This window comes from Saccharospirillum sp. ABV4_185 (genome assembly GCF_056159245.1).
Genome location: NZ_JBSWUW010000001.1, coordinates 1,474,052 through 1,496,114, shown reverse-complemented (window position 1 = coordinate 1,496,114; position 22,063 = coordinate 1,474,052). Strand labels below are relative to the sequence as shown.

The window sequence follows — 22,063 nt, the reverse complement described above, 5'->3', positions numbered from 1 at the left end:
TCAGTCCCGCATTTCCTGCTCAATTTCAGACAAGCTCACCTGGAACGATTCACGTGCAAAAAGGCGGTCCATGTATTGCAGCATGCTCTTGCACTGTTTCTCCGGCAACTCGATACCCAGAGCCGGCAAGCGCCACAAAATAGGACCAACACAGCAGTCCACCAGCGTGAATTCCTCACTCATGAAGTAATCGTATTGCTGGAAGACAGGCTCCATGGCAATCAGGTTTTCACGCAGTTCTTTGCGCGCTTTGGTGACACTGTCTTTGCTCTTGGCGGCAACAATGGCGTCCACTTTTTCACACCATTCGCGCTGAATTTGCGCGATGTACTGACGACTGCTGGCACGAGCAACCGGATAAACCGGTAACAGGGGTGGATGCGGAAATCGCTCATCCAGATATTCCATCATCACATAGTGCTCATACAGCACCAGGTCACGATCGTGCAAAACGGGCAGGGTATTGTAGGGGTTGATATCCAACACTTCCTCGGGGATGTCTTCCGGGTCGACATCTTTGATATCAACCGACACGCCCTTCTCAGCCAATACAATGCGCACGCGATGGCTGTACTGGCTGGCCGGATCAGAATAAAAGGTCATGGAAGAACGCTTGGCAACAACGCCCATCAGGTACTCTCCTCGATGCTAAAAACACCCTAGTGAAGACAAAACAAGCGCGGACAAGCCGCGCTTTGCAATAATAGTTTTTTACCGACGATCGGAATTAATGGAGGTCTTTCCAGAGCTCGCGATACAGCAATTGAGCAATAACCAGGAAGACAGCCAGGAAGGCGAAAACCATCCAGCCAATGCGTTCACGATCTTGCTTGAACGGCTCACCCATATATTCCAGGAAGTTAACCAGATCGTAGATGGCGTCGTCGTATTCGGACTGCGACATGGACCCTTCAACTTCGTAGTGTTCACAACCGCCTTCGGTAATGGTCTGGCCAGTCAACGGATCAAAGCGTTTGTCGCTGACCGGATGCGGCGCTTCGGCACACAAGCCCTGCAGCTCCATCAAAACGTGCGGCATACCGACGTTGTTGAAGGCAACGTTATTCACGCCCATTGGGCGACTGTCGTCTTTGTAGAAACCGCGCAGATAGGTGTAAAGCCAATCCGGGCCACGAACACGAGCGACCAGCGTTAAATCCGGCGGCGCCGCACCGAACCAGCTTTTGCCATCTTCTTCACTCATGGCATTTTCCATCAGCGAACCAAAACTGGCATTGGTGAACACCAGATTTTCCATCAGGATGTCTTCAGGAATATCCAGGTCGGCAGCAATACGGTTGTAGCGAGCATGCTCGAGCGAGTGACAGCCCATGCAGTAGTTCATAAACAACTGCGAACCACGCTGCAATGACGCCTTGTTGGAGATGTCCGTGCTGACATGGTCCAGCTCAGCTTCACCGCCGGCTGACCAGGCAGCCAACGGAGCCAGAGCAACAACGAGGGACAGGAAAAGTTTCTTCATCATTCTGGCACCCTCTCCGGTACAGGCTTGGTCGTCTCCCAACGCGTATAGAACGGCATCAGGATGAAGTAGGCGAAATAGATGATCGCGCCAATACGAGCCAGCCAGGTGTTTCTCGGGCTAACCGCTTCACCACCCAACCAGGTCAGCATCATGAAGGCGAGGGCAAACAGAATCAGCGCAATTTTGCTGTACCAACCTTTGTAGCGCCAGGAACGAACCGGGCTGCGATCAAGCCAAGGCAGCACAAACAGGATAGCGATAGCCGCGCCCATGGTGATCACACCCATCAACTTGTCAGGCACAGCCCGCAAGATGGAGTAGAAGGCACCGTAGTACCAGGTCGGGGCAATATGTTCCGGTGTCTTCAGCGGGTTAGCTGCTTCGAAGTTGGCGTGTTCCAGGAAATAACCGCCGCCTTCCGGGAAGAAGAAAATAACGCCACAGAAAACGAATAGGAACAGCACGATCATCGGCAACTTACCGACCGTGAAGTAAGGGTGGAACGGAACGCCATCCAGTGGGCGACCGTATTCATCCATATGCTTCTTGATGTCGATGCCATCGGGGTTGTTGGAACCCACTTCGTGCAATGCCAGAACGTGCAATACAACCAACAATGCCAACACCAGCGGAATGGCGATAACGTGCAAGGCAAAGAAACGGTTCAGGGTGATACCAGAGATCAGGAAGTCACCACGAATCCATTCAGTCAGGCCATCACCGATCACCGGAATAGCACCGAACAGAGAGATGATCACCTGAGCGCCCCAGTAGGACATCTGACCCCAGGGCAATACGTAACCCATGAAGCCTTCGGCCATCATTGCCAGGTAGATGAACATGCCGAATACCCAGATCAGCTCACGTGGCTTCTGATAGGAGCCGTACATGATGCCGCGGAACATATGCAGGTAAACGACGATAAAAAAGAAGGACGCGCCGGTTGAGTGCATATAACGGATGAGCCATCCAAAGTGCACATCGCGCATGATGTATTCAACAGAACCAAAGGCGGATTCAGCACTCGGTACGAACGACATGGTCAACCAAATACCGGTGAGGATCTGGTTGACGAAAACGATCATCGCCAGCAAACCAAATACATACCACCAGTTAAAGTTCTTGGGGGCATAGTATTTGGACATGTGCTTTTCATAAGCACTGGTGACCGGCAGTCGCTGGTCAATCCACTGCATGATGGCAGGCTTATTTGTACTCATCAGGCTGACTCCTCACCCACGGTCAGAATGGTGCCTTCCACGTAGTAAGGTGGCACCACCAGGTTGCTCGGTGCTGGTACGCCACGGAAGACGCGACCGGCCAAGTCAAAGCGCGAGCCATGACAAGGGCAGAAAAAGCCGCCCATCCAGTTTTCGTCGAACGGCTGTGGTTCGACTTCCGGACGGAACTGCGGCGAACAACCCAGATGAGTACAGACACCTTCCAGAACAAGCAGATCTTCAGAGCGAGAACGTAACGGATTCTGAGCGTATTCCGGCTGCTGAGAAGCGACCTGAGATTCGGGGTCGGCCAGGCGGCTCGTCAAAGAGTCCTGCTTCAGGTTCTCAATCATGACCGAAGTACGACGCACGACGAAGATGGGCTTACCACGCCACTCGACAATACGCATTTCCCCCGCTTCCAGCTTGCCAATATCAACGCTGACAGGCGCGCCAACGGCTTTGGCTTTCTCACTGGGATACCAGGATTTGACGAAAGGGGTTGCGACTCCCACTGCACCCGCGGCACCCATAGCTCCCGCGGCAATGTAGAGAAAGCGGCGCCGACCCTGATTTACGCCGTCTTGCGTCATTATTAGGTCCTCTGTCTGAAGGTAGTGTAGTACTGGGCAGATGCCACAAAATGGAGGGAATACTAAAGAATTACGCCTTCTGTGACAAGAAAACCCTTCGCCAAACAGGGGTATACAAAAGCCGTATCGATATCGCTGCAGCGCCCACCAGACGCGTGCTGCAAACAAAAACGCCCGGCGTGAGCCGGGCGCTTGTACAGTCCTTCGAAGCGATTAACGCTTGGAGTACTGAGGACGCTTACGCGCTTTGTGCAGACCGATTTTCTTACGCTCAACCATACGAGCATCACGGGTTACATAACCCGCAGCACGCAGCGGCTTGCGCAGATTTTCGTCATAAGCGATCAACGCACGAGTGATGCCGTGACGGATCGCACCGGCCTGACCGTTGGCACCGCCACCGGAGACGCTGATAACAACGTCGAACTTGTCGGTCATTTCGACCAGTTCCAGCGGCTGACGCACGATCATGCGTGAGGTTTCGCGGCCGAAGTATTCTTCCAGCGAACGCTTGTTGATGCGAATGTCACCGTTGCCGGGGCGCAGGTATACGCGCGCGGCAGAGGTTTTGCGGCGACCGGTACCGTAGTTTTGCTGAATGGCTGTCATGATGCTCCCCGTTAAATCTTCAGTTCTTTCGGCTGCTGAGCAGTATGCGGATGTTCAGTACCGGCATACACCTTCAGCTTCTTCAGCATGGTCCGACCCAGCGGTGTGCGCGGGATCATGCCTTTAACGGCCAACTCGATGATTTGCTCAGGCTTGTGATCAACCATCTTGTTGAAGCTCATGGACTTCAGGCCACCCGGATAACCAGTGTGACGGTAATACATCTTCTGGCTCGCTTTACGACCAGTCACAGCCACTTTCTCAGCGTTGACCACGACGATGTAATCGCCAGTGTCGACGTTCGGCGTGAACTCGGCTTTGTGCTTACCGCGCAGACGACGAGCAATTTCTGTGGCCAGACGGCCCAAGGTCAGACCGTCGGCGTCGACAACGTACCAGTCGCGCTTCACTTCTGCCGGTTTTGCTACAAATGTTTTCATTTTAGTCTCTTAACTCCGCCATGTAAGTGGGGGCTCAGGGGAAGTTAATCCAGAATGAGGGCGCGGATCATATATAAGATGACGGGGTGGAGCAAGCCTTTTTGACGGCCAAAAGCCGCATTTCTCAACGATAGCGCTCAGGTGCCTGCAACTGAGACAAACCGTACCCCAAAGTGCCCATGCAACAACAAGCGGTAAACAACAGACCAACGGTCGCACCGTTGATACCCGCAGCGGCGACATCCGGCACACCAAAACGGCTGACACCCCAGAAATAGGCCAGACTTGAGAACAGGAAGGTCAGGATCAGCATGACCACTACCAAGTAGCCTTTGGCGTCATATGCCGACACCCGTTCATCACTCACCAGGGACTGCAAACCCAGGACCGCAGCACTGCCACCGCCTGCGTTTATCAGCAACAAGCCCAGCAAATAGACGATCATGAACCTTCCTCCAAAGTCACTGTTTCAAGCGAACACTCAGTGCTCTCGCGTTTTGCGGAAGCCGATATCCGGGTGTCGCTCCTGCGCCATCTGCAAATTCACCATGGTCGGCGCGATATAAGTCAGATTATCGCCACCATCCAGCGCCAGGTTGTCATAGGCTTTGTCGCGGAACTGCGCTAACTGACGCTCATCCGGTGCTTCCACCCAGCGCGCTGTGGCGACGCTGATGGGTTCGTAGACGGCTTCAACTTTATATTCGCTTTTCAAACGCTGTGCCACGACATCAAACTGTAGCAGACCTACGGCGCCAACGATCAAATCATTGTTCTTCAAAGGGCGGAATACCTGCACCGCGCCTTCTTCCGATAACTGTAGCAAACCCTTCTGCAACTGTTTGGCCTTGAGCGGATCTTTTAGTCGAATGCGACGGAACAGCTCCGGTGCAAAGTTGGGGATACCGGTAAATTTGATATCTTCACCCTGGGTGAAGGTATCGCCGATCTGAATGGTGCCGTGGTTGTGCAGGCCAATGATGTCACCGGCCCAGGCCTCTTCGACCGCAGAGCGGTCACCGGCCAGAAACGTCAACGCATCAGAGACGCGCACATCCCGCCCCAGACGCACCTGACGCATCTTCATGCCTTTTTCGTACTTGCCGGAAACGATGCGTAAAAAGGCAACACGGTCGCGATGGTTCGGGTCCATATTTGCCTGAATCTTGAATACAAATCCGGAAAATGCCTCTTCCTCGGCGGACACTTCACGTTCATCGGTGGCTCGCGGCTGAGGCGTCGGCGCCCACTGAATCAAGCCGTCGAGCATATGATCCACGCCAAAATTGCCCAGCGCCGTACCGAAAAACACCGGCGTTAACTGACCGGCCAGAAACTCTTCCAGATCGAAGGGATTGGCAGCCGCTTTGAGCAGTTCAATTTCATCGCGTAGTTCATCGGCATAACCATCGAGGGCGGCATCCAGATCCGGATGATCCAAGCCTTTGATCACCCGACGCTCAGTGATGGTATGACCAAAACCACTCTGATAGAGAATGACCTCGTCGTTAAGCAGGTGATACACACCCTTAAACTGCTTACCCTGGCCAATCGGCCAGGTGATGGGGGCGCAGCTGATTTTGAGAATGTTCTCGACTTCATCCATCAACTCGATCGGATCACGAATATCGCGGTCGAGTTTGTTCATAAAAGTCAGCACCGGCGTCTCGCGCATACGCGCCACATCCATCAATTTAATGGTGCGGTCTTCCACACCCTTGGCGGCGTCGATCACCATCAAACAGGAGTCGACCGCCGTTAAGGTGCGGTAGGTATCTTCGGAGAAGTCTTCGTGCCCGGGGGTGTCGAGCAAATTGACCAGCTTGTCGTGATAGGGGAACTGCATCACCGAGGTGGTAATGGAAATACCCCGGTCTTTCTCCATTTCCATCCAGTCGGATTTGGCATGCTGACCGGATTTTTTGCCCTTAACGGTGCCCGCAGTCTGCAAGGCCTGTCCGAACAACAGCACCTTTTCGGTGATGGTGGTTTTACCCGCATCGGGGTGCGAGATAATGGCGAAGGTGTGGCGTTTGCCCACTTCGCTGGCAATTTGTGTGTCTGTCATGAAATAAACCTGTAATGCCGTAACGACCCGAGCCGTTCATTTTGCCCAACCAGAATTCCGGCGAGAGAACTCAGCCAGAAATCGGATACTCGTTTAACTTGCGACAGTCGGGCTACATGACTCACCTATTGGTCGTTACGGAACGGTTGTCCCTGCGTTGAAACAGGAACCGGGAATCGTATGTTAATGCAGCCGGCATTATAATGATCAGCGGCCAATATTCGACCACCTGCGCATCTAACCGGCGATCTTCCGAAAACACCACTCCAGAGGCCCGGTACGAAACCAGCGCAACCAGAACAGACTGACAACGACAGCCGCAGTGCAAAACACCAGCGCTGCCAGCCAGGAAAACTCGATACTTTGCCCGCCCAAACGCCCAAGCACTTCCAAGGTCCCCATTCCGACCAGGACGTGAGCCACATAGAGCGTGAGAGACAGCCGGCCGGTGGCGGATAACGCCTGTACCCATAATGCCTTAGGCTGTTGCAATGCCGCCGCTGTACATAACAACAACACCGCTGTGGCCGAAGCCGCCGCAGCCAGAACGTACTGCGGCAAAGGTGGCATCATGGCGGTCGAGGTCAGCACCGCCAGATCACTGCCCGGTGTGGCCGCGAATTGCTCGCGCACCCAAACACCGAGCCCCCAGAAACCGCCTTCAACCAGCGCCCAAACGATCAATGCGCCCATCAGTAAACGACGCCGGATGCGCGCATCGGTCAGGTCACGGCGCCCCAGCCACATGCCCCATAATAAAAAAGCCAGCCAGGGCAGAACGGGATGAAAGCCATTAAAGAACAACCGACGAATCATCCCCAGTGGCAGCCAACTATCGTGATAGGTCAACGACGACCAGTCCCAACCGGCCTCATAATCGAACACCAGCAGCAACAGCGGAAACGCCAGTATGACCGCTGCAGCCAGCCACAGCAGCGCGCGATCGGACCATAGAAGAACCAGGGCAGCGAAGATAAAATACAGGCCGTAATAATGCAGAATATCGGCCGGCCAGATAGCGGTGTAGGCCGAGCCAACCACAAAGAGCAGCAACCCCCGACGCACAACAGCGCGCCGCTGCTGGCGAACAACATCGACCTGCGCGTGCTCACGGGCAGTCATCAAGCTGAGACCAACCCCCGCCAGCACCACAAACAGCGCCGAGGCCCGGCCTTCAAACATGGATGCCAGACTCAGTAACCATTCAAGTCCATGATCGGCGCCGGTAACCAATCGGAAATTAACCACCACCATGCCAAACAGCGCCAGGGCGCGGGCGACATCTAACCCGTCAATGCGTTGCGTCACTGTCGATTACTCCTGTTCCATCTATTGGGTTATTCAGGCCAACAAAACCACCGACCGGTACCTTTAGGTAGATCGCTGCGCGAAACCCTTAAGGCTGCGCTCGTAAATAATGGCTGGGCGGTCGCTTGAGTTGTTTGCGGAAGGCACTCGAGAACGCAGCAGGGCTGTCATAACCCAGCTCGTAGGCCACGACGCTGACCCTGGCACCCGACATCAATCGCTCCATCGCCGCCAACACCAGGGCTCGGTTACACCACTCAATCAGACTGAGGCCGGTTTGCTGCCGGAACAAGCGGGTCAGTGACCGCCGACTCAACCGCGCCTGATCACACCAGTGGTTTAACCGAACCCCGGCCTGTGGCCGCTGCGCGTAGGCCACGCAAAGTGCGTGCAGCGCAGGGTGGGCCGGCAACGGCAGCGAAAAAGGCATCGACTGCAGTTGCTGTATTTCCACCAGTAACAACTGATGCAGCAATTGATCGCGCATTGTGCCCTGCGCTTGAACACTGAGCACGATCGATTCCTTGAGCAAGCTGACCAACAACTCGGTAGCCGAAAACACCTCACAGTGCGTCGGCATTAAGGCTGCTGCCTGTGCTTCGACATAGAGGTTGATCAGATACACCCGATCACTGATCACCACCGAATGCTCAACGCCCGGCGGTATCCACAGCGTGCATTGTGGCGGCATCACCCAGGCGCCCTGCTCCGTTTCCACGCGGACCAGGCCGTTATCGGCGAACAACAGTTGGCCGCGCCGATGATGGTGCGGCGCGAATACATCCTGAGGCTGACACACCTCACCCTTGGTGTAGAGATCACGGATAACAGCGGTCACCAGCTTGGCCCGATCAACAAAGAAAATGACCCTATTGCATATTCAGGCCAACTGCCAGTGGAAGGCATGCTTATTCCACTGACAGGAGCCTTTTATGACCACCACCGCTGTGTTACCTCGAGCCACCGAACGCACCCTGATTACCGGTCTCAGCCTGTGCCATCTGCTGAACGACCTGGTGCAATCCGTGTTGCTGGCCATCTACCCACTGCTCAAAACCGACTTCGCGCTCAGCTACACCCAACTGGGTTTGCTGTCGCTGGGTTATCAACTGACGGCTTCGTTAATGCAGCCCTTGATTGGTGGCTGGGCCGATCGCTATCGGCTGTCGGCCTTACTGCCGCTGGGCATGTTATGCACCCTGACCGGATTACTGACACTTGCCTTTGCGCCACATTACCTCGGCCTGCTGGCGGCCAGTTTGATGCTCGGCCTGGGTTCGGCCATCTTTCATCCGGAAGCGGCGCGACTGGTCCGACTCAGCAGCGCCCACAAACCCGGGCTGGCACAGTCGCTGTTTCAGTTTGGCGGCAATCTCGGTGCCGCCCTGGGTCCACTGCTGGTGATCGTTCTGGTATTGCCAGTCGGCCGCTCGCAGATCAGTTGGTTCGCCCTGGTCACCTTGGCGGCCTTACTGCTGATTCTGCGTCTGGCGCCCTGGCAGCGACAAACGAAAGCGGCTCAACCTGCAACCGGCCAAACCGTTTCACTAAACCGCCAACAGGGCTTCGGACTGGCGCTGCTGTTTGGTCTGATGCTGGTCAAGTGGCTGTACCTGGCCTGCTTCAGCAACTTCTATTTGTTTTATCTGATGCAAGGCTTTGCGCTGGAGCAGAACCTGGCGCAAATCGGCCTGTTTCTGTTTCTGGCAGCCGTCGCCGGCGGAACATTAATCGGCGGCTGGGCCAGCGATCATCTGGGTGCACGCGGCGTCATTCTGGCATCTTTTGTACTGGCACTGCCGTTCAGTCTCGCCGCCACCAGCGGTTACTTAATAGTGGCATTGCCAGCGGCAATTCTGTCGGGTGCCATCCTGGCATCCGCTTTTCCGGTCATGGTGGTCTACGCCCAGGATCTGATTCCCAATCGAGTCGGTGCCGTTTCCGGACTGCTGTTCGGTTTGGCGTTCGGCCTGGGTGGCATCGGCGCTGCGGCCCTGGGTGTGGCGGTCGATCACTTTTCGTTGCACAGCGTGTTTTGGGCTTGCAGCCTGCTACCGCTGATCGGCGTTCTGGCCTATTGGTTGCCAACGACCGCTCAAGAGGGGCGCGATTTGCACTCTGAAACGGTAAACTGAACACTTTCCTCGAACCTTAGTCTCAGCCTTTATGCCGCACGAAAAAGACACCATTTATGCCAGCGACCATGGCCAGGTCGCTGATTTCCGCTTTGATGAGCAGGTCGCCCGCGTCTTCCCGGATATGATCAAACGGTCGGTGCCCGGCTACAGCCATATCATCGCCATGATCGGCGTGCTGGCCGAGCAATACGCCCAACCAGACAGCCAGTTATACGATCTCGGTTCATCCCTGGGCGCCGCCAGCCTCGCCATGCGGCATCGAGTTCACGCCCCCGGCGCGCGCATTATCGCCGTGGACAACAGCCAGGCCATGCTCGACCGCAGCCGTGATTTTCTCGACAGTGAAGACTTACCGACACCGGTACAAACTCTCTGTACCGACATCACCGAACTGACTCTGGAACGCGCCTCTTTCGTGGTACTGAATTTCACGCTGCAATTTATTCCACTGGAACAACGGCAAGCGACACTGCAACGCATCTACGACGGCATGTTGCCTGGCGGAGCTTTGGTGCTGTCGGAAAAACTGCGTTTCGAAGATCCGGTGCAGGAACAATTGCTCAGCCAGCATCATCACGATTTCAAACGCGCCAACGGTTACAGCGATTTGGAAATCAGCCAGAAGCGTCAGGCCATTGAACGGGTGTTGTTACCGGAAAGTGCTGACGATCATCTAAACCGTTTACGCAGCGTGGGTTTTCAGGTGGCAACACTGTGGTACCAGAGTTTTAATTTTGCATCTTTCCTGGCTATTAAATGATTGATTATCGCCCTTTTATTGAACGTTTAAGTGATACTTCTCTGTCGCACTGGCAAGAGCCACTAAGCGAACAACTGTCACAATTATTTGCCAACTTAAACGATGGAAATTTGCCGCGTTTTTTGCAGCAACTCGACAAGCTGCCTGAGATCGAAAACAGTCGAATTGATTTAGATCGCGTTGCTGTTGAAGCTAACCAGCCATTAACTGCAACTCAATCGGATTCACTAAAGGACGCGCTGCGCGGCTTAATTCCCTGGCGCAAAGGCCCCTTTCAAATATTCGATACACTGATCGATTCTGAGTGGCGCTGCGATCTGAAATGGGCGCGCGTTGCTCCGCATCTGAGTGACTTAAATAACCGCAGTGTTTTGGATGTTGGCAGTGGTAATGGTTACTACGGATGGCGCATGAAAGCCGCCGGGGCAAGACTGGTAGCGGGCATCGATCCATCCTGGTTGTCTGTGGTGCAACATCTGGCAATCAACCACTATTTCAAAGACCCGAGCCACACCGTTCTGCCACTGACGCTGGAACAATTAACGCCTAATCTAGAGGCCTTCGACACGGTGTTTTCGATGGGTGTTTTGTATCACCGACGCTCACCGCTGGATCATCTCAGTGAACTGCGCGCTGCGTTACGACCCGGGGGTGAATTAGTGTTGGAAACCTTGGTGATTGAAGGTAGCGAGCGCGAAGCTTTAGTACCTCCAGGTCGTTATGCGCGCATGAATAACGTTTGGTTTTTACCCTCACCACAAGCCCTGGCACTGTGGTTGGAAAAGGTCGGGTTTGAGGATGTTCGTATTGTCGATGTCACTCAAACCAGTACCCATGAGCAACGCAATACTGAATGGAAGCCGGGACAGTCACTCGTCGATTATCTGGATGCAGAAAGGCCCGATCAAACTGTCGAGGGTTTACCAGCTCCGATCAGAGCCGTGTTGATTGCCCGCAAGCCGGATGACCAACAACGATTACGTCGCTACCAGCTTTAATTCAGCGCACAATTTTGGCGATGGCTTCGATCTCGACCAGCAAATCCGGTTCGGCCAATGAGGCCACTCCGACACCGGTCAATGCCGGTCGGTGATCACCAAAATACTTCGGCATCAGTGGCGCAAACACGGCCATATGATCGGCCAATTCTCCACGCACAAAGATGCGTAATTGCAAAACAGCATTAAGACTTGAACCGGCGGCTTCCAGTGCAATTTTCAGGTTGGAAAACGCTGCCTCTGCCTGATCGGGCATACCGTCGTGCAGACGACGATTTTCGGCATCCCAGTCAACCTGACCGGAAACAAACACCAGTCCTGTTTGGGTATCGACAGTCGCCTGCGACAAACCCACTGGCGAGCCGTCGTAAAGTTGTTCCGGGTTGATGGTAACGATGGACATAGTTGCGACCTCAGTCTGTTTGGGTGAGGGCGCATGTTATAAAGCGCAACAAAACTGAACCATCAAGCGGTGCTTGTATCCGATACAACTGACACTCAGAATCTTATCTGCAGCCAGTCTAAAACAGCCAACAATAACGGATCGGATGCGGCGCTGGGGTGATAAGCGGCCACAACTTCGTAGCCGGGTGGCAAGGTCTCCAACGACAGTTCTTTAATGCCTTCAGGCTGCGGTAATCGCGCTGGCAGAAAAGCCACCAACGGCGCTTGCTGGAGCGCCCGCTGTGCCATATAAAAGCTCGGTACACTGAGTACTACCTGTCGCTCAACGCCTCGCCGTTCAAACCAATCCTGGGCTGAGCCTTTAAAGTCGGCAGTCCCGGGTGAGGTCACAACGAAATCAAAATCCGCTAATTGTGGCAGCCTGATAATACCGCTTTTTGGCTGCGCAATATGCGCCGAATAAAGCCGGTATTCTTCGGTAAACAGCGCCCACGATTGCAAACCTTCGGGCACATAAGCTGAGGTAGTTAAGGCCAGATCAATCTCGCCCTGTTGCATCCGTCTTGTCAGTGACTGGCTTTCAATATTGATGATTTTAAGCCGCACTTTGGGTGCCCATTCACGCAGTGCCGCCACTAGCGGCAGGGCAATTAAATGTTGGGTGTAGTCGGTGGCGGAAATAACCAGGGTGCGTTCCAGCTCACTAACTTCTTGATGACCCGGCAGCGGAATCGATTGCACCGCTGCCAAAACTTGCTGCAACGGCGCTTCAATCGAACGGGCATAGTGGGTGGGCGTGATGCCCTGACCAGAGCGGACAAATAACGGATCACCTAACAAGTCGCGCAAGCGATTCAATTGCTGACTGACCGCCTGTTGCGACAGACCGAGCCGCTCCGCCGCCGCAGAAATCGATCCGGTCTGCAGCAAAACGGCGAGGGTACGCAGTTGTTTGAGTTCCAGTTTTTCGATCATGCCAAGCCCACCTGTTGGAACAATATTGTTACCCAGACATTCTTTAAAGCAAAAAAAAGCGACCCTAAGGTCGCTTTTTATCTGCATCAGTCTGGCATCACTTCAGGCGTTTGGATTCCCGCAGTGTGCGCAACTGGGCAGCGGCCCGCGCCAGGTCGGCTGCGACCTGGGCAAACTCCGCTTCAGCCATCTTATCAGCGATGGCTTGTTCGGCGTCCTGCTTGGCTTTTGCCGCTGCAGCTTCGTCGATGTCGTTGGCGCGCAAAGCGGTATCAGCGAGGATGGTAACCACTTCCGGCTGGACTTCCAGGAAGCCTCCAGAAACGTAGAACACCTCTTCGCTGCCGTTTTGCAGCGTCAGCTTGACCGGCGCCGGATTCAGACGAGTCAGCAAGGGTGCGTGCTTGGGTTTGATACCCAGCTCACCCTGCTCGCCTTCACAGACGATGGTCTCGACGCGACCTTCGAAGATTTTCTCTTCGGCACTGACGATATCGCAATGAACAGTCATGGCCATTAGCTACCTCCGCCCTGATTAGCCTTTGCTACGGGCGTTGTGTGCTTCCATTACTTCGTCGATCGAACCCTTCATGTAGAAGTCCTGCTCGGCGACCTCATCGTATTCACCGTCCAGGATGCCCTGGAAACCACGGATGGTTTCTTTCAGTGAAACGTATTTACCCGGAGCACCGGTGAAGACTTCCGCCACGTGGAACGGCTGAGACAGGAAACGTTCGATCTTACGAGCGCGCGCTACGGTCAGCTTGTCTTCATCGGACAGTTCGTCCATACCCAGGATGGCGATGATGTCCTTCAGCTCTTTGTACTTCTGCAGTACGCCCTGAACGCCACGGGCACAGTCATAGTGCTCACCGCCGACGACCAGTGGGTCGAGCTGACGAGAAGTAGAAGCCAGAGGATCAACCGCCGGGTAGATACCCAGAGCAGCGATATCACGGCTCAACATAACTGTTGCGTCCAAGTGGGCGAAGGTGGTCGCCGGAGACGGGTCAGTCGGGTCATCCGCTGGTACATAAACCGCCTGAACGGAAGTAATGGAGCCGGTTTTGGTGGAGGTAATACGCTCCTGCAAAACGCCCATTTCTTCGGCCAGAGTAGGCTGGTAACCCACCGCAGACGGCATACGGCCGAGCAGTGCGGATACTTCAGTACCGGCCAGGGTGTAACGGTAGATGTTATCGACGAACAACAGCACGTCACGACCTTCGTCACGGAACTGTTCGGCCATGGTCAGACCGGTCAGCGCCACACGCAGACGGTTACCGGGCGGCTCGTTCATCTGGCCGTAAACCATGGCGACTTTGGATTCCGCCAGGTTGTCCAGTTTGATAACGCCGGCATCACTCATTTCGTGATAGAAGTCGTTACCTTCACGAGTCCGCTCGCCAACACCGGCGAATACTGACAGACCGGAGTGTTCGATGGCGATGTTGTTGATCAACTCAAGCATGTTGACCGTTTTACCCACACCGGCACCACCGAACAGACCGACTTTACCGCCCTTGGCGAACGGGCAGATCAGGTCGATTACCTTGATGCCGGTTTCCAGCAGCTCGGTGTTCTGTGATTGCTCAGCGTAAGTCGGGGCATCACGGTGAATGGTGGCGAACTCTTGCGAGCCGATGTCACCGCGTTCATCGATGGGCTCACCGAGAACGTTCATGATGCGACCCAAAGTCGCCTTGCCCACCGGTACGCTGATGGCGTCTCCAGTGTTGTCTACTTTCAAGCCACGCTTCACACCTTCGGTGCTACCCATGGCAATGGCCCGGACAATGCCGTCGCCCAGCTGCTGCTGAACTTCGAGTGTCAGGCCAACTTCGTCTACCTTTAGAGCGTCATAGATCTTGGGGACGTTATCGCGCGGGAATTCCACGTCGACAACGGCGCCGATGATCTGGGTGATACGTCCGCTACTCATCTTCTGTATCCTCTCAAAACCGTGTTATTGCACCGCGGAAGCGCCGCCGACAATTTCAGCGATTTCCTGAGTAATCGCTGCCTGACGCGCCTTGTTGTATTCCATATTGAGACTTTCGATCAGTTCCTCAGCATTATCACTGGCGCTCTTCATCGCCATCATGCGTGCGGCCTGTTCACAAGCAAAGTTCTCCACCACGCCCTGATAGACCACCGATTCGACATAGCGAACCATGAGGTGATCGAGCAGTGACTCAGCGTCTGGCTCGTATAAATAGTCCCAAGTATGGCGGCGCGCGCTTTCGTCGTCGGCCGCTTCCAGGGGCAACAGCTGTTCAAGGACCGGCTTCTGTACCATGGTGTTCACAAATTCGTTGAACACCAGATACAGACGATCGATCTTGCCCTCGTTGTAATCGTCCAGCATGACCTTAACGCCGCCGATCAGATCGCTCACAGAAGGCTTGTCGCCCAGCTGTGTCATCGAGGCTGCGACATCGAAGCCGCGACCTTTGAAGAAACCGGTGCCTTTACTGCCGATGGCACTGATTTGCACTGATGCGCCTTTGTCTTTCCAGGCATTGGCTTGCTGAATCACCTGCTTGAACAGGTTGGCATTCAGACCACCACACATGCCTCGGTCTGTGGAGACCACGATAAAACCCACACGCTTAACATCACGCTCAACCAGATAAGGGTGGCGATATTCCGCGTTGGCATTGGCCAAATGGCCGATCACCGCACGGATTTTGTCCGCGTAGGGCTTACTGGCATCCATCCGATCCTGGGCTTTACGCTTCTTACTCGCCGCAACCATTTCCATGGCCGAGGTGATTTTCTGCGTGTTCTTAAAGCCCGCTATCTTTGTCCGTATCTCTTTTCCGGCTGCCATAGCATTGCCTCACTTCAGTCGGCTACCCGAAAGTAGCCGGTGAATTACCAGGTCTGGGTCGCCTTGAATTTCTCCACGGCGTCCTTCAGCGATTGGGCAATCTCATCGTTATAGTTGCCCGACTCGTTGATCTTTTTCATCAGATCGGCGTGTTCGCTGTTCATGTAGGCATGCAGAGCCGCTTCGAAACGTCCGACTTCGCTGACTTCCAGCGCTTTCAGATGACCTTCGTTGGCGGCATAGACGGAAACAGCCATTTCAGCGACCGTCAGCGGCGCGTACTGACCTTGCTTCATCAGCTCGGTAACGCGAACACCGTGGTCCAGCTGGGCTTTGGTGGCTTCATCCAAGTCCGATGCGAACTGGGAGAAGGCCGCCAGTTCACGGTACTGAGCCAGAGCGGTACGAATACCACCGGCCAGTTTCTTGATGATCTTGGTCTGAGCCGAACCACCTACACGAGATACCGAGATACCGGCGTTCATCGCCGGACGAATGCCGGAGTTGAACAGGTCGGTTTCCAGGAAGATCTGACCGTCGGTAATGGAGATCACGTTGGTCGGTACGAACGCAGAAACGTCGCCACCCTGGGTTTCGATGATCGGCAGCGCGGTCAATGAACCGGTCTGGCCTTTCACTTTACCGTCGGTGAATTTTTCGACGTAGTCAGCGTTAACACGCGCCGCACGTTCCAGCAGACGGGAGTGCAGATAGAAGACGTCACCCGGGAAAGCTTCACGACCCGGCGGACGACGCAGCAGCAGGGAAATCTGACGATAAGCCACTGCCTGCTTGGACAGATCATCATAGATGATCAGCGCGTCTTCACCGCGATCGCGGAAGTATTCACCCATGGTGCAACCGGCATACGGCGCCAGGAACTGCATGGACGCAGGTTCTGAAGCCGTGGCTGCAACAATGGTGGTGTATTCCATGGCGCCGTGTTCTTCCAGCTTGCGCACCACGTTGGCGACGGTCGATTGCTTCTGACCAATAGCCACGTAGACACACTTAATGCCGGAGTTTTTCTGGGCGATGATGGAGTCGACAGCCAGAGCGGTTTTACCGGTCTGACGGTCGCCAATGATCAACTCACGCTGACCACGACCGATCGGCACCATGGCATCGACGGCTTTGTAACCAGTCTGCACTGGCTCATCAACCGACTGACGGGCGATAACGCCCGGCGCGACCTTTTCCAACGGATCGGTCAGTTCAGTCTTGATCGGGCCTTTGCCATCGATGGGGTTACCCAGGGCGTCAACGACGCGACCGAGCAGTTCCGGGCCAATCGGTACTTCCAGAATACGACCGGTACACTTACAGATCTGACCTTCGGCCAGGCCTTTGTAGTCGCCCAGAACGATGGCGCCAACGGAGTCTTGCTCCAGGTTCAGGGCCATACCGTAAAGGCCGCCCTGGAATTCAATCATCTCACCGGACATCACATCGCCCAGGCCGTGAATGCGCACGATACCGTCGGAAACGCTGACGATGGTGCCTTCATTCTGTGCCTTGCTGGAGGTATCGAGCTTGCTGATACGCTCCTTGATGATGTCACTGATTTCTGAAGGATTCAGTTGCTGCATTTCATTTCCCTCATTAGGAATTCATTGCGTCAGCGAGCTTCGCCAACTTGCCGCGCACCGAACCGTCGATGACCAGATCACCCGATTTGATCAGCACACCGCCGATCAGGGCTTCGTCAATTTCGACGGTCAAGCTGACTTTGCGACCCAACTTAGTGGTCAGTTTTTCAGTCAGCTTTTGTTGCTCGCTGTCGCTCAAAGAAAATGCACTGGTGACCAGCACATCGGCACTCTTTTCATGCTCAGCTTTCAGCGCTTCGTATTGCACACTGATTTCACTAAGCAACGACAGGCGGCGGTTTTCGGCCAGGACGTTGATCAGGTTGGTGACGCCATCACCAATCGCATCGCCGGCAATGTCTTGCAGCGCGGCGGCCTTGTCGGAAGCCGACAGGGCTGGATTGTTGATCAGGTCTTCAACCTGCGTTTGCTCGCTAATGACAGCCAGAGTCGCCAGTTGCTTTGACCAGGCGTTCAGCGCCTGACTGTCCAATGCGGCGTTGAAACTAGCCTTGGCGTAAGGACGAGCGAGCGTACTGAGTTCTGCCATGCTTCCCCCTTACAGCTCTGCTGCCAGCTTATCCAACAACTCGCTGTGTTTTTTCGCGTCGACTTCGGAGCCCAGAATGCGTTCGGCGCCGGCCAGAGTCAGTTCAGAAATCCGCTCACGCAATTGCTCGCGTGCTGCTGTGACTTCTTTATCGACTTCAGCCTGGGCAGAGGCCACGATGCGGTCGCCTTCTTCACGAGCAGTCGCCTTAGCTTCTTCCACCAATTGATTGGCGCGCTTGTTGGCTTGCTCGAGGATGGCTGCCGCTTCTTTCTTGGCTTCGCTCAGCTTCTTCTCTGCTTCATGCTGGGCCAGTTCCAGATCTTTGGCGGCACGGTCAGCAGAGTCGAGCCCTTCGGCGATTTTCTTCTGGCGGGCCTGCATGGCTTCCATAATCGGAGGCCAGACATACTTGGCACAGATCCAGACGAAAACGGCGAAGACGACGATTTGTCCGATAAAAGTTGCGTTAAAGTTCACGCCTTCACCTCGTTTTGGTTGGTTTAATCACAGTACCTCTAGGGGCGCTTGGATTAACCAGCCACCACGAAGATGAGGTACATAGCGATACCAACACCGATAATCGGGATGGCGTCGATCAGACCAGCAACGATGAAGAAGCGGGTTTGCAGCATCGGGCCCAGCTCCGGTTGGCGAGCGCTGGCTTCCATCAGTTTACCACCGAGGATGCCGATACCGATCGCAGCACCGATCGCGCCAAAGCCCATCATGATTGCAGCGGCAATGTATACCAGTTCCATGTCGTTCTCCTAAGTTTCAGTTTTTAGCTCAAGTTTAAAGAGTAAGGTTTGGAAAGTTGGTCTGACCGGTTAAGACCAGACCGGTGAATCGTCAATGGTCCTCGTGCGCCTGACTCAGGTACACGATGGTTAACACCATGAAGATAAAGGCCTGCAGCGGGATCACCATAATATGGAAGATCGCCCAGGCCAGTTGCAGCGCACCACCGAAGATGGCAATGAAAATGCCACCGCCGAACATCAGTGCGATCAGAATGAAGATCATCTCAGCCGCGTAGAGGTTACCGAACAGACGCAGACCCAGTGAGAACGGCTTAGCCAGCAGACCAACCAATTCCAAAAACAGGTTGAAGGGTACGAATGCCCAGTGGTTGAACGGCGTAAATGAGAGTTCCTTGATGAAGCCCATACCCTTCACTTTGAAGGAGTAGTAGATCATCAGGAAGAAGACGAAGGTCGCGGTACCCAGGGTAATGTTCGGGTCGGTTGACGGTACGATCTTGTGATACTTCACGCCCAGCAGTTCCAGGCTGTAAGGAATCAGGTCGACCGGAATAATGTCCATCAAGTTCGACAGGAACACCCAGACAAAGACCGTCAGTGCGATCGGTGCAATCCAGGGGTTGCGGCCGTGGAAGATGTCGCGCACCTGGGTGTCGACAAACTCAACAATGGTTTCAATAAAGTTCTGAATGCCAGTGGGTACACCCGCATGCGCTTTGCGCGCCACCAGTCCGAACAACAGCAGGAACACTGCGCCCAGGCCGATTGACCAGATCATCGAATCCAGGTGGAAAGCCCAGAAGCCCATGTGTTCAACTTCTTCGTGGCATTGAGCCACTTTCCAAACGGCTTCATCGGTGGTGCTGCCATCACACAGATGACTGCCCGCTTCCAACTTGCCGTAGGTCAGGTTCGTCAGGTGGTGCTGAATGTACTCACCCGCGTTGGCGTATCCGCCTTCGCTGCTTGCCATAGGTACTAATCCCCTTGTTTACCGCCCTTACGAGCGGTCACTTAACCAGAATCGGAGCCAGCACTGCCGCCAACGTATTGATGACGATGACGGTCAGTAACATGGCCAGGGCTTCCGGCTCGCTGGCGTTGTGCCACAGCACCAGCAAACCGACAGCCACTATCATCCATTTACCAAACAGGCCTCGGGTTGCACCCATCACAAAGAGGCCAACCTGACGAGCGCCATAATGGCGCAGGCTTCGCCAGGTAAAATAAAACTGGGCCAGCAGCGCCAGAAACGCTGCAACCATGACAGAGACCACTACCTCGGGAAACCAGATACCAACGGCTACGGACATCAAGGCCGCAGACACCCCCTGAACAAACAACACCCGCCAGGCTGAAGGGCGGGGTATGGGGCGCGGTCGAACCGGCCTGAATAAGGTCTGATTCCGGTTTTTATCGTCTGCCATAACGCTCAGTACCGAAGCTCATTTGGCAGCGGGCAGCCTGAAATGGGCATTGCCCCGCTTTTGTCCACCGGACACCAGCCAAAAAATCCGGGTGAGTATATTGGGTTCGTTCAGGGGCTTCAATACAGATGCGCCAAAGGTCGCAACACTTTGTTACAGCCACCAGGCTAAGAGGTTGCGACCGTCAAACTAACGGCGTTTTGTTTTTATTTGACGTGGTTCAGAATACCGTCCAGTTCATCCAGGCTGTTGTACTTAATCACCAAAGAGCCTTTACCTTGCGCACCATGCTTGATGGCAACATTGGCTCCCAGGCGCTGTGACAACATTTCTTCCAGGTTCTTAATGTTGGCGTCCGGTTTGGCCGCGGCCGGCGTCTCTGGCTTGCGGCCTTCGGCCAAATTGCGCACCAGTTGCTCGGTAGCCCGCACCGTCATGCCTTTAGCCACCACCTGACGCGCGGCTTCCACCTGAGTATTGCCCTGCAAGCCAAGCAGCGCACGGGCATGACCCATTTCCAGATCGCCGTGTTCGAGCAGCCGGCGCACCTCGTCTTCCAGGCTGATCAGACGCAGCAGATTGGTGACGGTAACCCGACTCTTGCCGACCGCCTCAGCCACGCCGGCCTGAGTCAGTTCGAACTCTTTTTGCAGCCGCTGCAAGGCGAAAGCTTCTTCCATCGGATTGAGGTTTTCGCGCTGGATGTTCTCGATCAGCGCCATGGCGATGGCGTCTTCATCGGGCACATCGCGCACCACCGCCGGAATGGTATCCAGACCCGCCATTTGCGAAGCGCGCCAGCGACGCTCACCAGCAATCAACTCGAAACTTTGCGGACCGACGGGACGCACTACAACCGGCTGCATAACACCCTGAGCACGAATCGAGGCGGCCAGCTCTTCCAACCCTTCAGCCGACATATCGCGACGTGGCTGATAAACGCCACGCTGCACCCACTCAATAGGCAATTCACGCAGGCTGCCGTCGCGCACTTCCCTAACCGGCTGCTCGGAAATGGCTTCCACTTCTTCGCGGGTGGTAATCAGCGCATCCAGACCGCGTCCGAGACCTCGTTTTTTCGGTGACATTGTCATCGTTATCCTGTGATTTCAGCCGCTTCGGGTGCTTTGACACCTTCAACCCGACGCACCATCTCGCCCGCCAACGCCAGATAAGCCAGAGCGCCTTTAGAGGTGCGATCGTATTGCAGTACCGGTGTACCGTAACTGGGCGCTTCGGCCAGACGAACGTTACGGGGAATCACCGAAGAGTAGAGTTTGTCGCCGAAGTGATTCTTCAGCTGGTCAGAAACATCGTTGGTCAGGCTGTTGCGCGGATCGTACATGGTGCGCAACAAGCCACCGATGGTCAGGCCCGGGTTGACCACTTTCTGAATGGAACCAATGGTTTCCATCAGCGCCGCCAGACCTTCCAGAGCGTAGTACTCGCACTGCATCGGAATCAGCACCTGCTCGGCCGCAGCCAGAGCGTTGACCGTCAGCATGTTCAGCGACGGCGGGCAGTCGATAAAGATGTATTCGTAATTTTGCTTGATCTCGGCCAGGGCGTATTGCAGACGATGCTCTTTCATCTTCATCGGCATCAGTTCGACTTCGGCCGCGGTCAGATCGCCATTGGCGGGCAGAATGTCATAGCCGGCATTTTCGGCGCGCACCACAGCATCGGCGCAGGCGCAACGACTGGTCAGAACATCATAGACGCTCAACTCGACATCGTTCTTGTCGATGCCGCTGCCCATGGTGGCGTTGCCCTGGGGGTCCAGATCGACCACCAGCACTTTGCGCTTCATGGCCACCAGCGAGGCCGGCAGATTGATGGCGGTGGTCGTCTTGCCGACGCCGCCTTTCTGATTGGTGATAGCGAAAATCTGAGTCAAGAT

The 22,063-nt window shown here is 54.9% G+C and carries 26 protein-coding genes; 3 read left to right on the top strand and 23 right to left on the bottom strand.

The window, feature by feature from the left end; translation table 11 throughout:
• From ACXAE6_RS06970 to ACXAE6_RS06925, 10 genes are all read right to left on the bottom strand, one after another.
• Window positions 1-630: a glutathione S-transferase N-terminal domain-containing protein gene (locus ACXAE6_RS06970; protein ID WP_475146128.1), complete on the bottom strand. Its 630-nt coding sequence runs from the start codon at window positions 628-630 to the stop codon at window positions 1-3.
• Between the two features lie 97 nt (window positions 631-727).
• A complete protein-coding gene (locus tag ACXAE6_RS06965; RefSeq protein ID WP_475146126.1) occupies window positions 728-1,486 on the bottom strand; it encodes a cytochrome c1 in 759 nt (252 codons plus the stop codon).
• Window positions 1,483-2,706, bottom strand: a complete 1,224-nt coding sequence (locus tag ACXAE6_RS06960) for a cytochrome b (RefSeq protein ID WP_392797157.1) — start codon at window positions 2,704-2,706, stop codon at window positions 1,483-1,485. The genes ACXAE6_RS06965 and ACXAE6_RS06960 overlap by 4 nt, the downstream gene beginning before the upstream one ends.
• Window positions 2,706-3,299, bottom strand: coding sequence for a ubiquinol-cytochrome c reductase iron-sulfur subunit (gene petA, locus ACXAE6_RS06955; protein WP_475146122.1), 594 nt, complete (start codon window positions 3,297-3,299; stop codon window positions 2,706-2,708). Before petA ends, ACXAE6_RS06960 begins: the two co-directional genes overlap by 1 nt.
• 213 nt (window positions 3,300-3,512) lie before the next feature.
• On the bottom strand, window positions 3,513-3,908 hold the full coding sequence (gene rpsI, locus ACXAE6_RS06950; RefSeq protein ID WP_108163416.1) for a 30S ribosomal protein S9: 396 nt from the start codon (window positions 3,906-3,908) through the stop codon (window positions 3,513-3,515).
• An 11-nt stretch (window positions 3,909-3,919) separates the two neighbouring features.
• Entirely contained in the window at window positions 3,920-4,348 is a 429-nt protein-coding gene (gene rplM, locus ACXAE6_RS06945) for a 50S ribosomal protein L13 (RefSeq protein WP_108163417.1), read from the bottom strand.
• A 124-nt stretch (window positions 4,349-4,472) separates the two neighbouring features.
• On the bottom strand, window positions 4,473-4,793 hold the full coding sequence (locus ACXAE6_RS06940) for a hypothetical protein (protein ID WP_392797162.1): 321 nt from the start codon (window positions 4,791-4,793) through the stop codon (window positions 4,473-4,475).
• A 36-nt stretch (window positions 4,794-4,829) separates the two neighbouring features.
• Window positions 4,830-6,416, bottom strand: a complete 1,587-nt coding sequence (prfC, locus tag ACXAE6_RS06935) for a peptide chain release factor 3 (RefSeq protein ID WP_475146116.1) — start codon at window positions 6,414-6,416, stop codon at window positions 4,830-4,832.
• Window positions 6,417-6,653: 237 nt separating this feature from the next.
• Entirely contained in the window at window positions 6,654-7,724 is a 1,071-nt protein-coding gene (locus ACXAE6_RS06930) for a DUF418 domain-containing protein (RefSeq protein ID WP_475146114.1), read from the bottom strand.
• A gap of 88 nt (window positions 7,725-7,812) precedes the next feature.
• Window positions 7,813-8,562, bottom strand: a complete 750-nt coding sequence (locus ACXAE6_RS06925; RefSeq protein ID WP_475146110.1) for an AraC family transcriptional regulator — start codon at window positions 8,560-8,562, stop codon at window positions 7,813-7,815.
• A 94-nt stretch (window positions 8,563-8,656) separates the two neighbouring features.
• On the opposite strand from ACXAE6_RS06925, the gene ACXAE6_RS06920 reads away from it, so the two are divergent.
• Genes ACXAE6_RS06920 through cmoB form a run of 3 tightly spaced genes read left to right on the top strand, consistent with a single transcriptional unit; the run spans window position 8,657 to window position 11,620 of the window.
• Entirely contained in the window at window positions 8,657-9,859 is a 1,203-nt protein-coding gene (locus tag ACXAE6_RS06920; RefSeq protein ID WP_475146108.1) for an MFS transporter, read from the top strand.
• A 31-nt stretch (window positions 9,860-9,890) separates the two neighbouring features.
• Window positions 9,891-10,622 carry a carboxy-S-adenosyl-L-methionine synthase CmoA gene (gene cmoA / locus ACXAE6_RS06915; RefSeq protein ID WP_475146105.1) on the top strand — a complete coding sequence of 244 codons (732 nt, stop codon included), beginning with the start codon at window positions 9,891-9,893 and terminating at the stop codon, window positions 10,620-10,622.
• Window positions 10,619-11,620 carry a tRNA 5-methoxyuridine(34)/uridine 5-oxyacetic acid(34) synthase CmoB gene (gene cmoB, locus ACXAE6_RS06910; protein ID WP_475146101.1) on the top strand — a complete coding sequence of 334 codons (1,002 nt, stop codon included), beginning with the start codon at window positions 10,619-10,621 and terminating at the stop codon, window positions 11,618-11,620. Before cmoA ends, cmoB begins: the two co-directional genes overlap by 4 nt.
• A 1-nt stretch (window position 11,621) precedes the next feature.
• Here the strand turns inward: cmoB and ACXAE6_RS06905 are convergent, their stop codons facing one another.
• From ACXAE6_RS06905 to ACXAE6_RS06845, 13 genes are all read right to left on the bottom strand, one after another.
• Complete coding sequence (locus ACXAE6_RS06905) at window positions 11,622-12,023, bottom strand: RidA family protein (RefSeq protein WP_475146099.1); 402 nt, start codon at window positions 12,021-12,023, stop codon at window positions 11,622-11,624.
• Window positions 12,024-12,118: 95 nt separating this feature from the next.
• Window positions 12,119-13,000 (bottom strand): LysR family transcriptional regulator, encoded by an 882-nt coding sequence (locus tag ACXAE6_RS06900; protein WP_475146097.1) that lies wholly within the window; start codon window positions 12,998-13,000, stop codon window positions 12,119-12,121.
• Window positions 13,001-13,097: 97 nt separating this feature from the next.
• Complete coding sequence (locus ACXAE6_RS06895) at window positions 13,098-13,517, bottom strand: F0F1 ATP synthase subunit epsilon (protein ID WP_475146094.1); 420 nt, start codon at window positions 13,515-13,517, stop codon at window positions 13,098-13,100.
• A gap of 18 nt (window positions 13,518-13,535) precedes the next feature.
• Entirely contained in the window at window positions 13,536-14,942 is a 1,407-nt protein-coding gene (gene atpD, locus ACXAE6_RS06890) for a F0F1 ATP synthase subunit beta (protein WP_475146091.1), read from the bottom strand.
• Between the two features lie 24 nt (window positions 14,943-14,966).
• On the bottom strand, window positions 14,967-15,833 hold the full coding sequence (gene atpG, locus ACXAE6_RS06885) for a F0F1 ATP synthase subunit gamma (protein WP_475146089.1): 867 nt from the start codon (window positions 15,831-15,833) through the stop codon (window positions 14,967-14,969).
• Between the two features lie 44 nt (window positions 15,834-15,877).
• The gene (gene atpA, locus ACXAE6_RS06880; protein WP_475146086.1) at window positions 15,878-17,422 is read right to left on the bottom strand and encodes a F0F1 ATP synthase subunit alpha; all 1,545 of its coding nucleotides are present in this window, start codon (window positions 17,420-17,422) and stop codon (window positions 15,878-15,880) included.
• A 13-nt stretch (window positions 17,423-17,435) separates the two neighbouring features.
• The gene (locus ACXAE6_RS06875) at window positions 17,436-17,972 is read right to left on the bottom strand and encodes a F0F1 ATP synthase subunit delta (protein ID WP_475146084.1); all 537 of its coding nucleotides are present in this window, start codon (window positions 17,970-17,972) and stop codon (window positions 17,436-17,438) included.
• A gap of 9 nt (window positions 17,973-17,981) precedes the next feature.
• On the bottom strand, window positions 17,982-18,452 hold the full coding sequence (locus tag ACXAE6_RS06870) for a F0F1 ATP synthase subunit B (protein WP_475146082.1): 471 nt from the start codon (window positions 18,450-18,452) through the stop codon (window positions 17,982-17,984).
• Window positions 18,453-18,505: 53 nt separating this feature from the next.
• On the bottom strand, window positions 18,506-18,733 hold the full coding sequence (gene atpE, locus ACXAE6_RS06865) for a F0F1 ATP synthase subunit C (RefSeq protein ID WP_108163433.1): 228 nt from the start codon (window positions 18,731-18,733) through the stop codon (window positions 18,506-18,508).
• A gap of 91 nt (window positions 18,734-18,824) precedes the next feature.
• Entirely contained in the window at window positions 18,825-19,709 is an 885-nt protein-coding gene (gene atpB / locus ACXAE6_RS06860; RefSeq protein WP_475146079.1) for a F0F1 ATP synthase subunit A, read from the bottom strand.
• Window positions 19,710-19,746: 37 nt separating this feature from the next.
• Window positions 19,747-20,049, bottom strand: coding sequence for a hypothetical protein (locus tag ACXAE6_RS06855; RefSeq protein WP_475146077.1), 303 nt, complete (start codon window positions 20,047-20,049; stop codon window positions 19,747-19,749).
• Between the two features lie 320 nt (window positions 20,050-20,369).
• The gene (locus ACXAE6_RS06850; RefSeq protein WP_475146075.1) at window positions 20,370-21,251 is read right to left on the bottom strand and encodes a ParB/RepB/Spo0J family partition protein; all 882 of its coding nucleotides are present in this window, start codon (window positions 21,249-21,251) and stop codon (window positions 20,370-20,372) included.
• Window positions 21,252-21,259: 8 nt separating this feature from the next.
• Window positions 21,260-22,060: a ParA family protein gene (locus ACXAE6_RS06845; RefSeq protein ID WP_392797195.1), complete on the bottom strand. Its 801-nt coding sequence runs from the start codon at window positions 22,058-22,060 to the stop codon at window positions 21,260-21,262.
• Window positions 22,061-22,063 lie beyond the last annotated feature (3 nt).

Coding starts and splice junctions, on each gene's coding strand:
- ACXAE6_RS06970 (WP_475146128.1), bottom strand. CDS start 630: ATGGGCGTTGTTGCCAAGCGTTCTTCCATGACCTTTTATTCTGATCCG.
- ACXAE6_RS06965 (WP_475146126.1), bottom strand. CDS start 1,486: ATGATGAAGAAACTTTTCCTGTCCCTCGTTGTTGCTCTGGCTCCGTTG.
- ACXAE6_RS06960 (WP_392797157.1), bottom strand. CDS start 2,706: ATGAGTACAAATAAGCCTGCCATCATGCAGTGGATTGACCAGCGACTG.
- petA (WP_475146122.1), bottom strand. CDS start 3,299: ATGACGCAAGACGGCGTAAATCAGGGTCGGCGCCGCTTTCTCTACATT.
- rpsI (WP_108163416.1), bottom strand. CDS start 3,908: ATGACAGCCATTCAGCAAAACTACGGTACCGGTCGCCGCAAAACCTCT.
- rplM (WP_108163417.1), bottom strand. CDS start 4,348: ATGAAAACATTTGTAGCAAAACCGGCAGAAGTGAAGCGCGACTGGTAC.
- ACXAE6_RS06940 (WP_392797162.1), bottom strand. CDS start 4,793: ATGATCGTCTATTTGCTGGGCTTGTTGCTGATAAACGCAGGCGGTGGC.
- prfC (WP_475146116.1), bottom strand. CDS start 6,416: ATGACAGACACACAAATTGCCAGCGAAGTGGGCAAACGCCACACCTTC.
- ACXAE6_RS06920 (WP_475146108.1), top strand. CDS start 8,657: ATGACCACCACCGCTGTGTTACCTCGAGCCACCGAACGCACCCTGATT.
- cmoA (WP_475146105.1), top strand. CDS start 9,891: ATGCCGCACGAAAAAGACACCATTTATGCCAGCGACCATGGCCAGGTC.
- cmoB (WP_475146101.1), top strand. CDS start 10,619: ATGATTGATTATCGCCCTTTTATTGAACGTTTAAGTGATACTTCTCTG.
- ACXAE6_RS06905 (WP_475146099.1), bottom strand. CDS start 12,023: ATGTCCATCGTTACCATCAACCCGGAACAACTTTACGACGGCTCGCCA.
- ACXAE6_RS06900 (WP_475146097.1), bottom strand. CDS start 13,000: ATGATCGAAAAACTGGAACTCAAACAACTGCGTACCCTCGCCGTTTTG.
- ACXAE6_RS06895 (WP_475146094.1), bottom strand. CDS start 13,517: ATGGCCATGACTGTTCATTGCGATATCGTCAGTGCCGAAGAGAAAATC.
- atpD (WP_475146091.1), bottom strand. CDS start 14,942: ATGAGTAGCGGACGTATCACCCAGATCATCGGCGCCGTTGTCGACGTG.
- atpG (WP_475146089.1), bottom strand. CDS start 15,833: ATGGCAGCCGGAAAAGAGATACGGACAAAGATAGCGGGCTTTAAGAAC.
- atpA (WP_475146086.1), bottom strand. CDS start 17,422: ATGCAGCAACTGAATCCTTCAGAAATCAGTGACATCATCAAGGAGCGT.
- ACXAE6_RS06875 (WP_475146084.1), bottom strand. CDS start 17,972: ATGGCAGAACTCAGTACGCTCGCTCGTCCTTACGCCAAGGCTAGTTTC.
- atpE (WP_108163433.1), bottom strand. CDS start 18,733: ATGGAACTGGTATACATTGCCGCTGCAATCATGATGGGCTTTGGCGCG.
- atpB (WP_475146079.1), bottom strand. CDS start 19,709: ATGGCAAGCAGCGAAGGCGGATACGCCAACGCGGGTGAGTACATTCAG.
- ACXAE6_RS06855 (WP_475146077.1), bottom strand. CDS start 20,049: ATGTCCGTAGCCGTTGGTATCTGGTTTCCCGAGGTAGTGGTCTCTGTC.
- ACXAE6_RS06850 (WP_475146075.1), bottom strand. CDS start 21,251: ATGTCACCGAAAAAACGAGGTCTCGGACGCGGTCTGGATGCGCTGATT.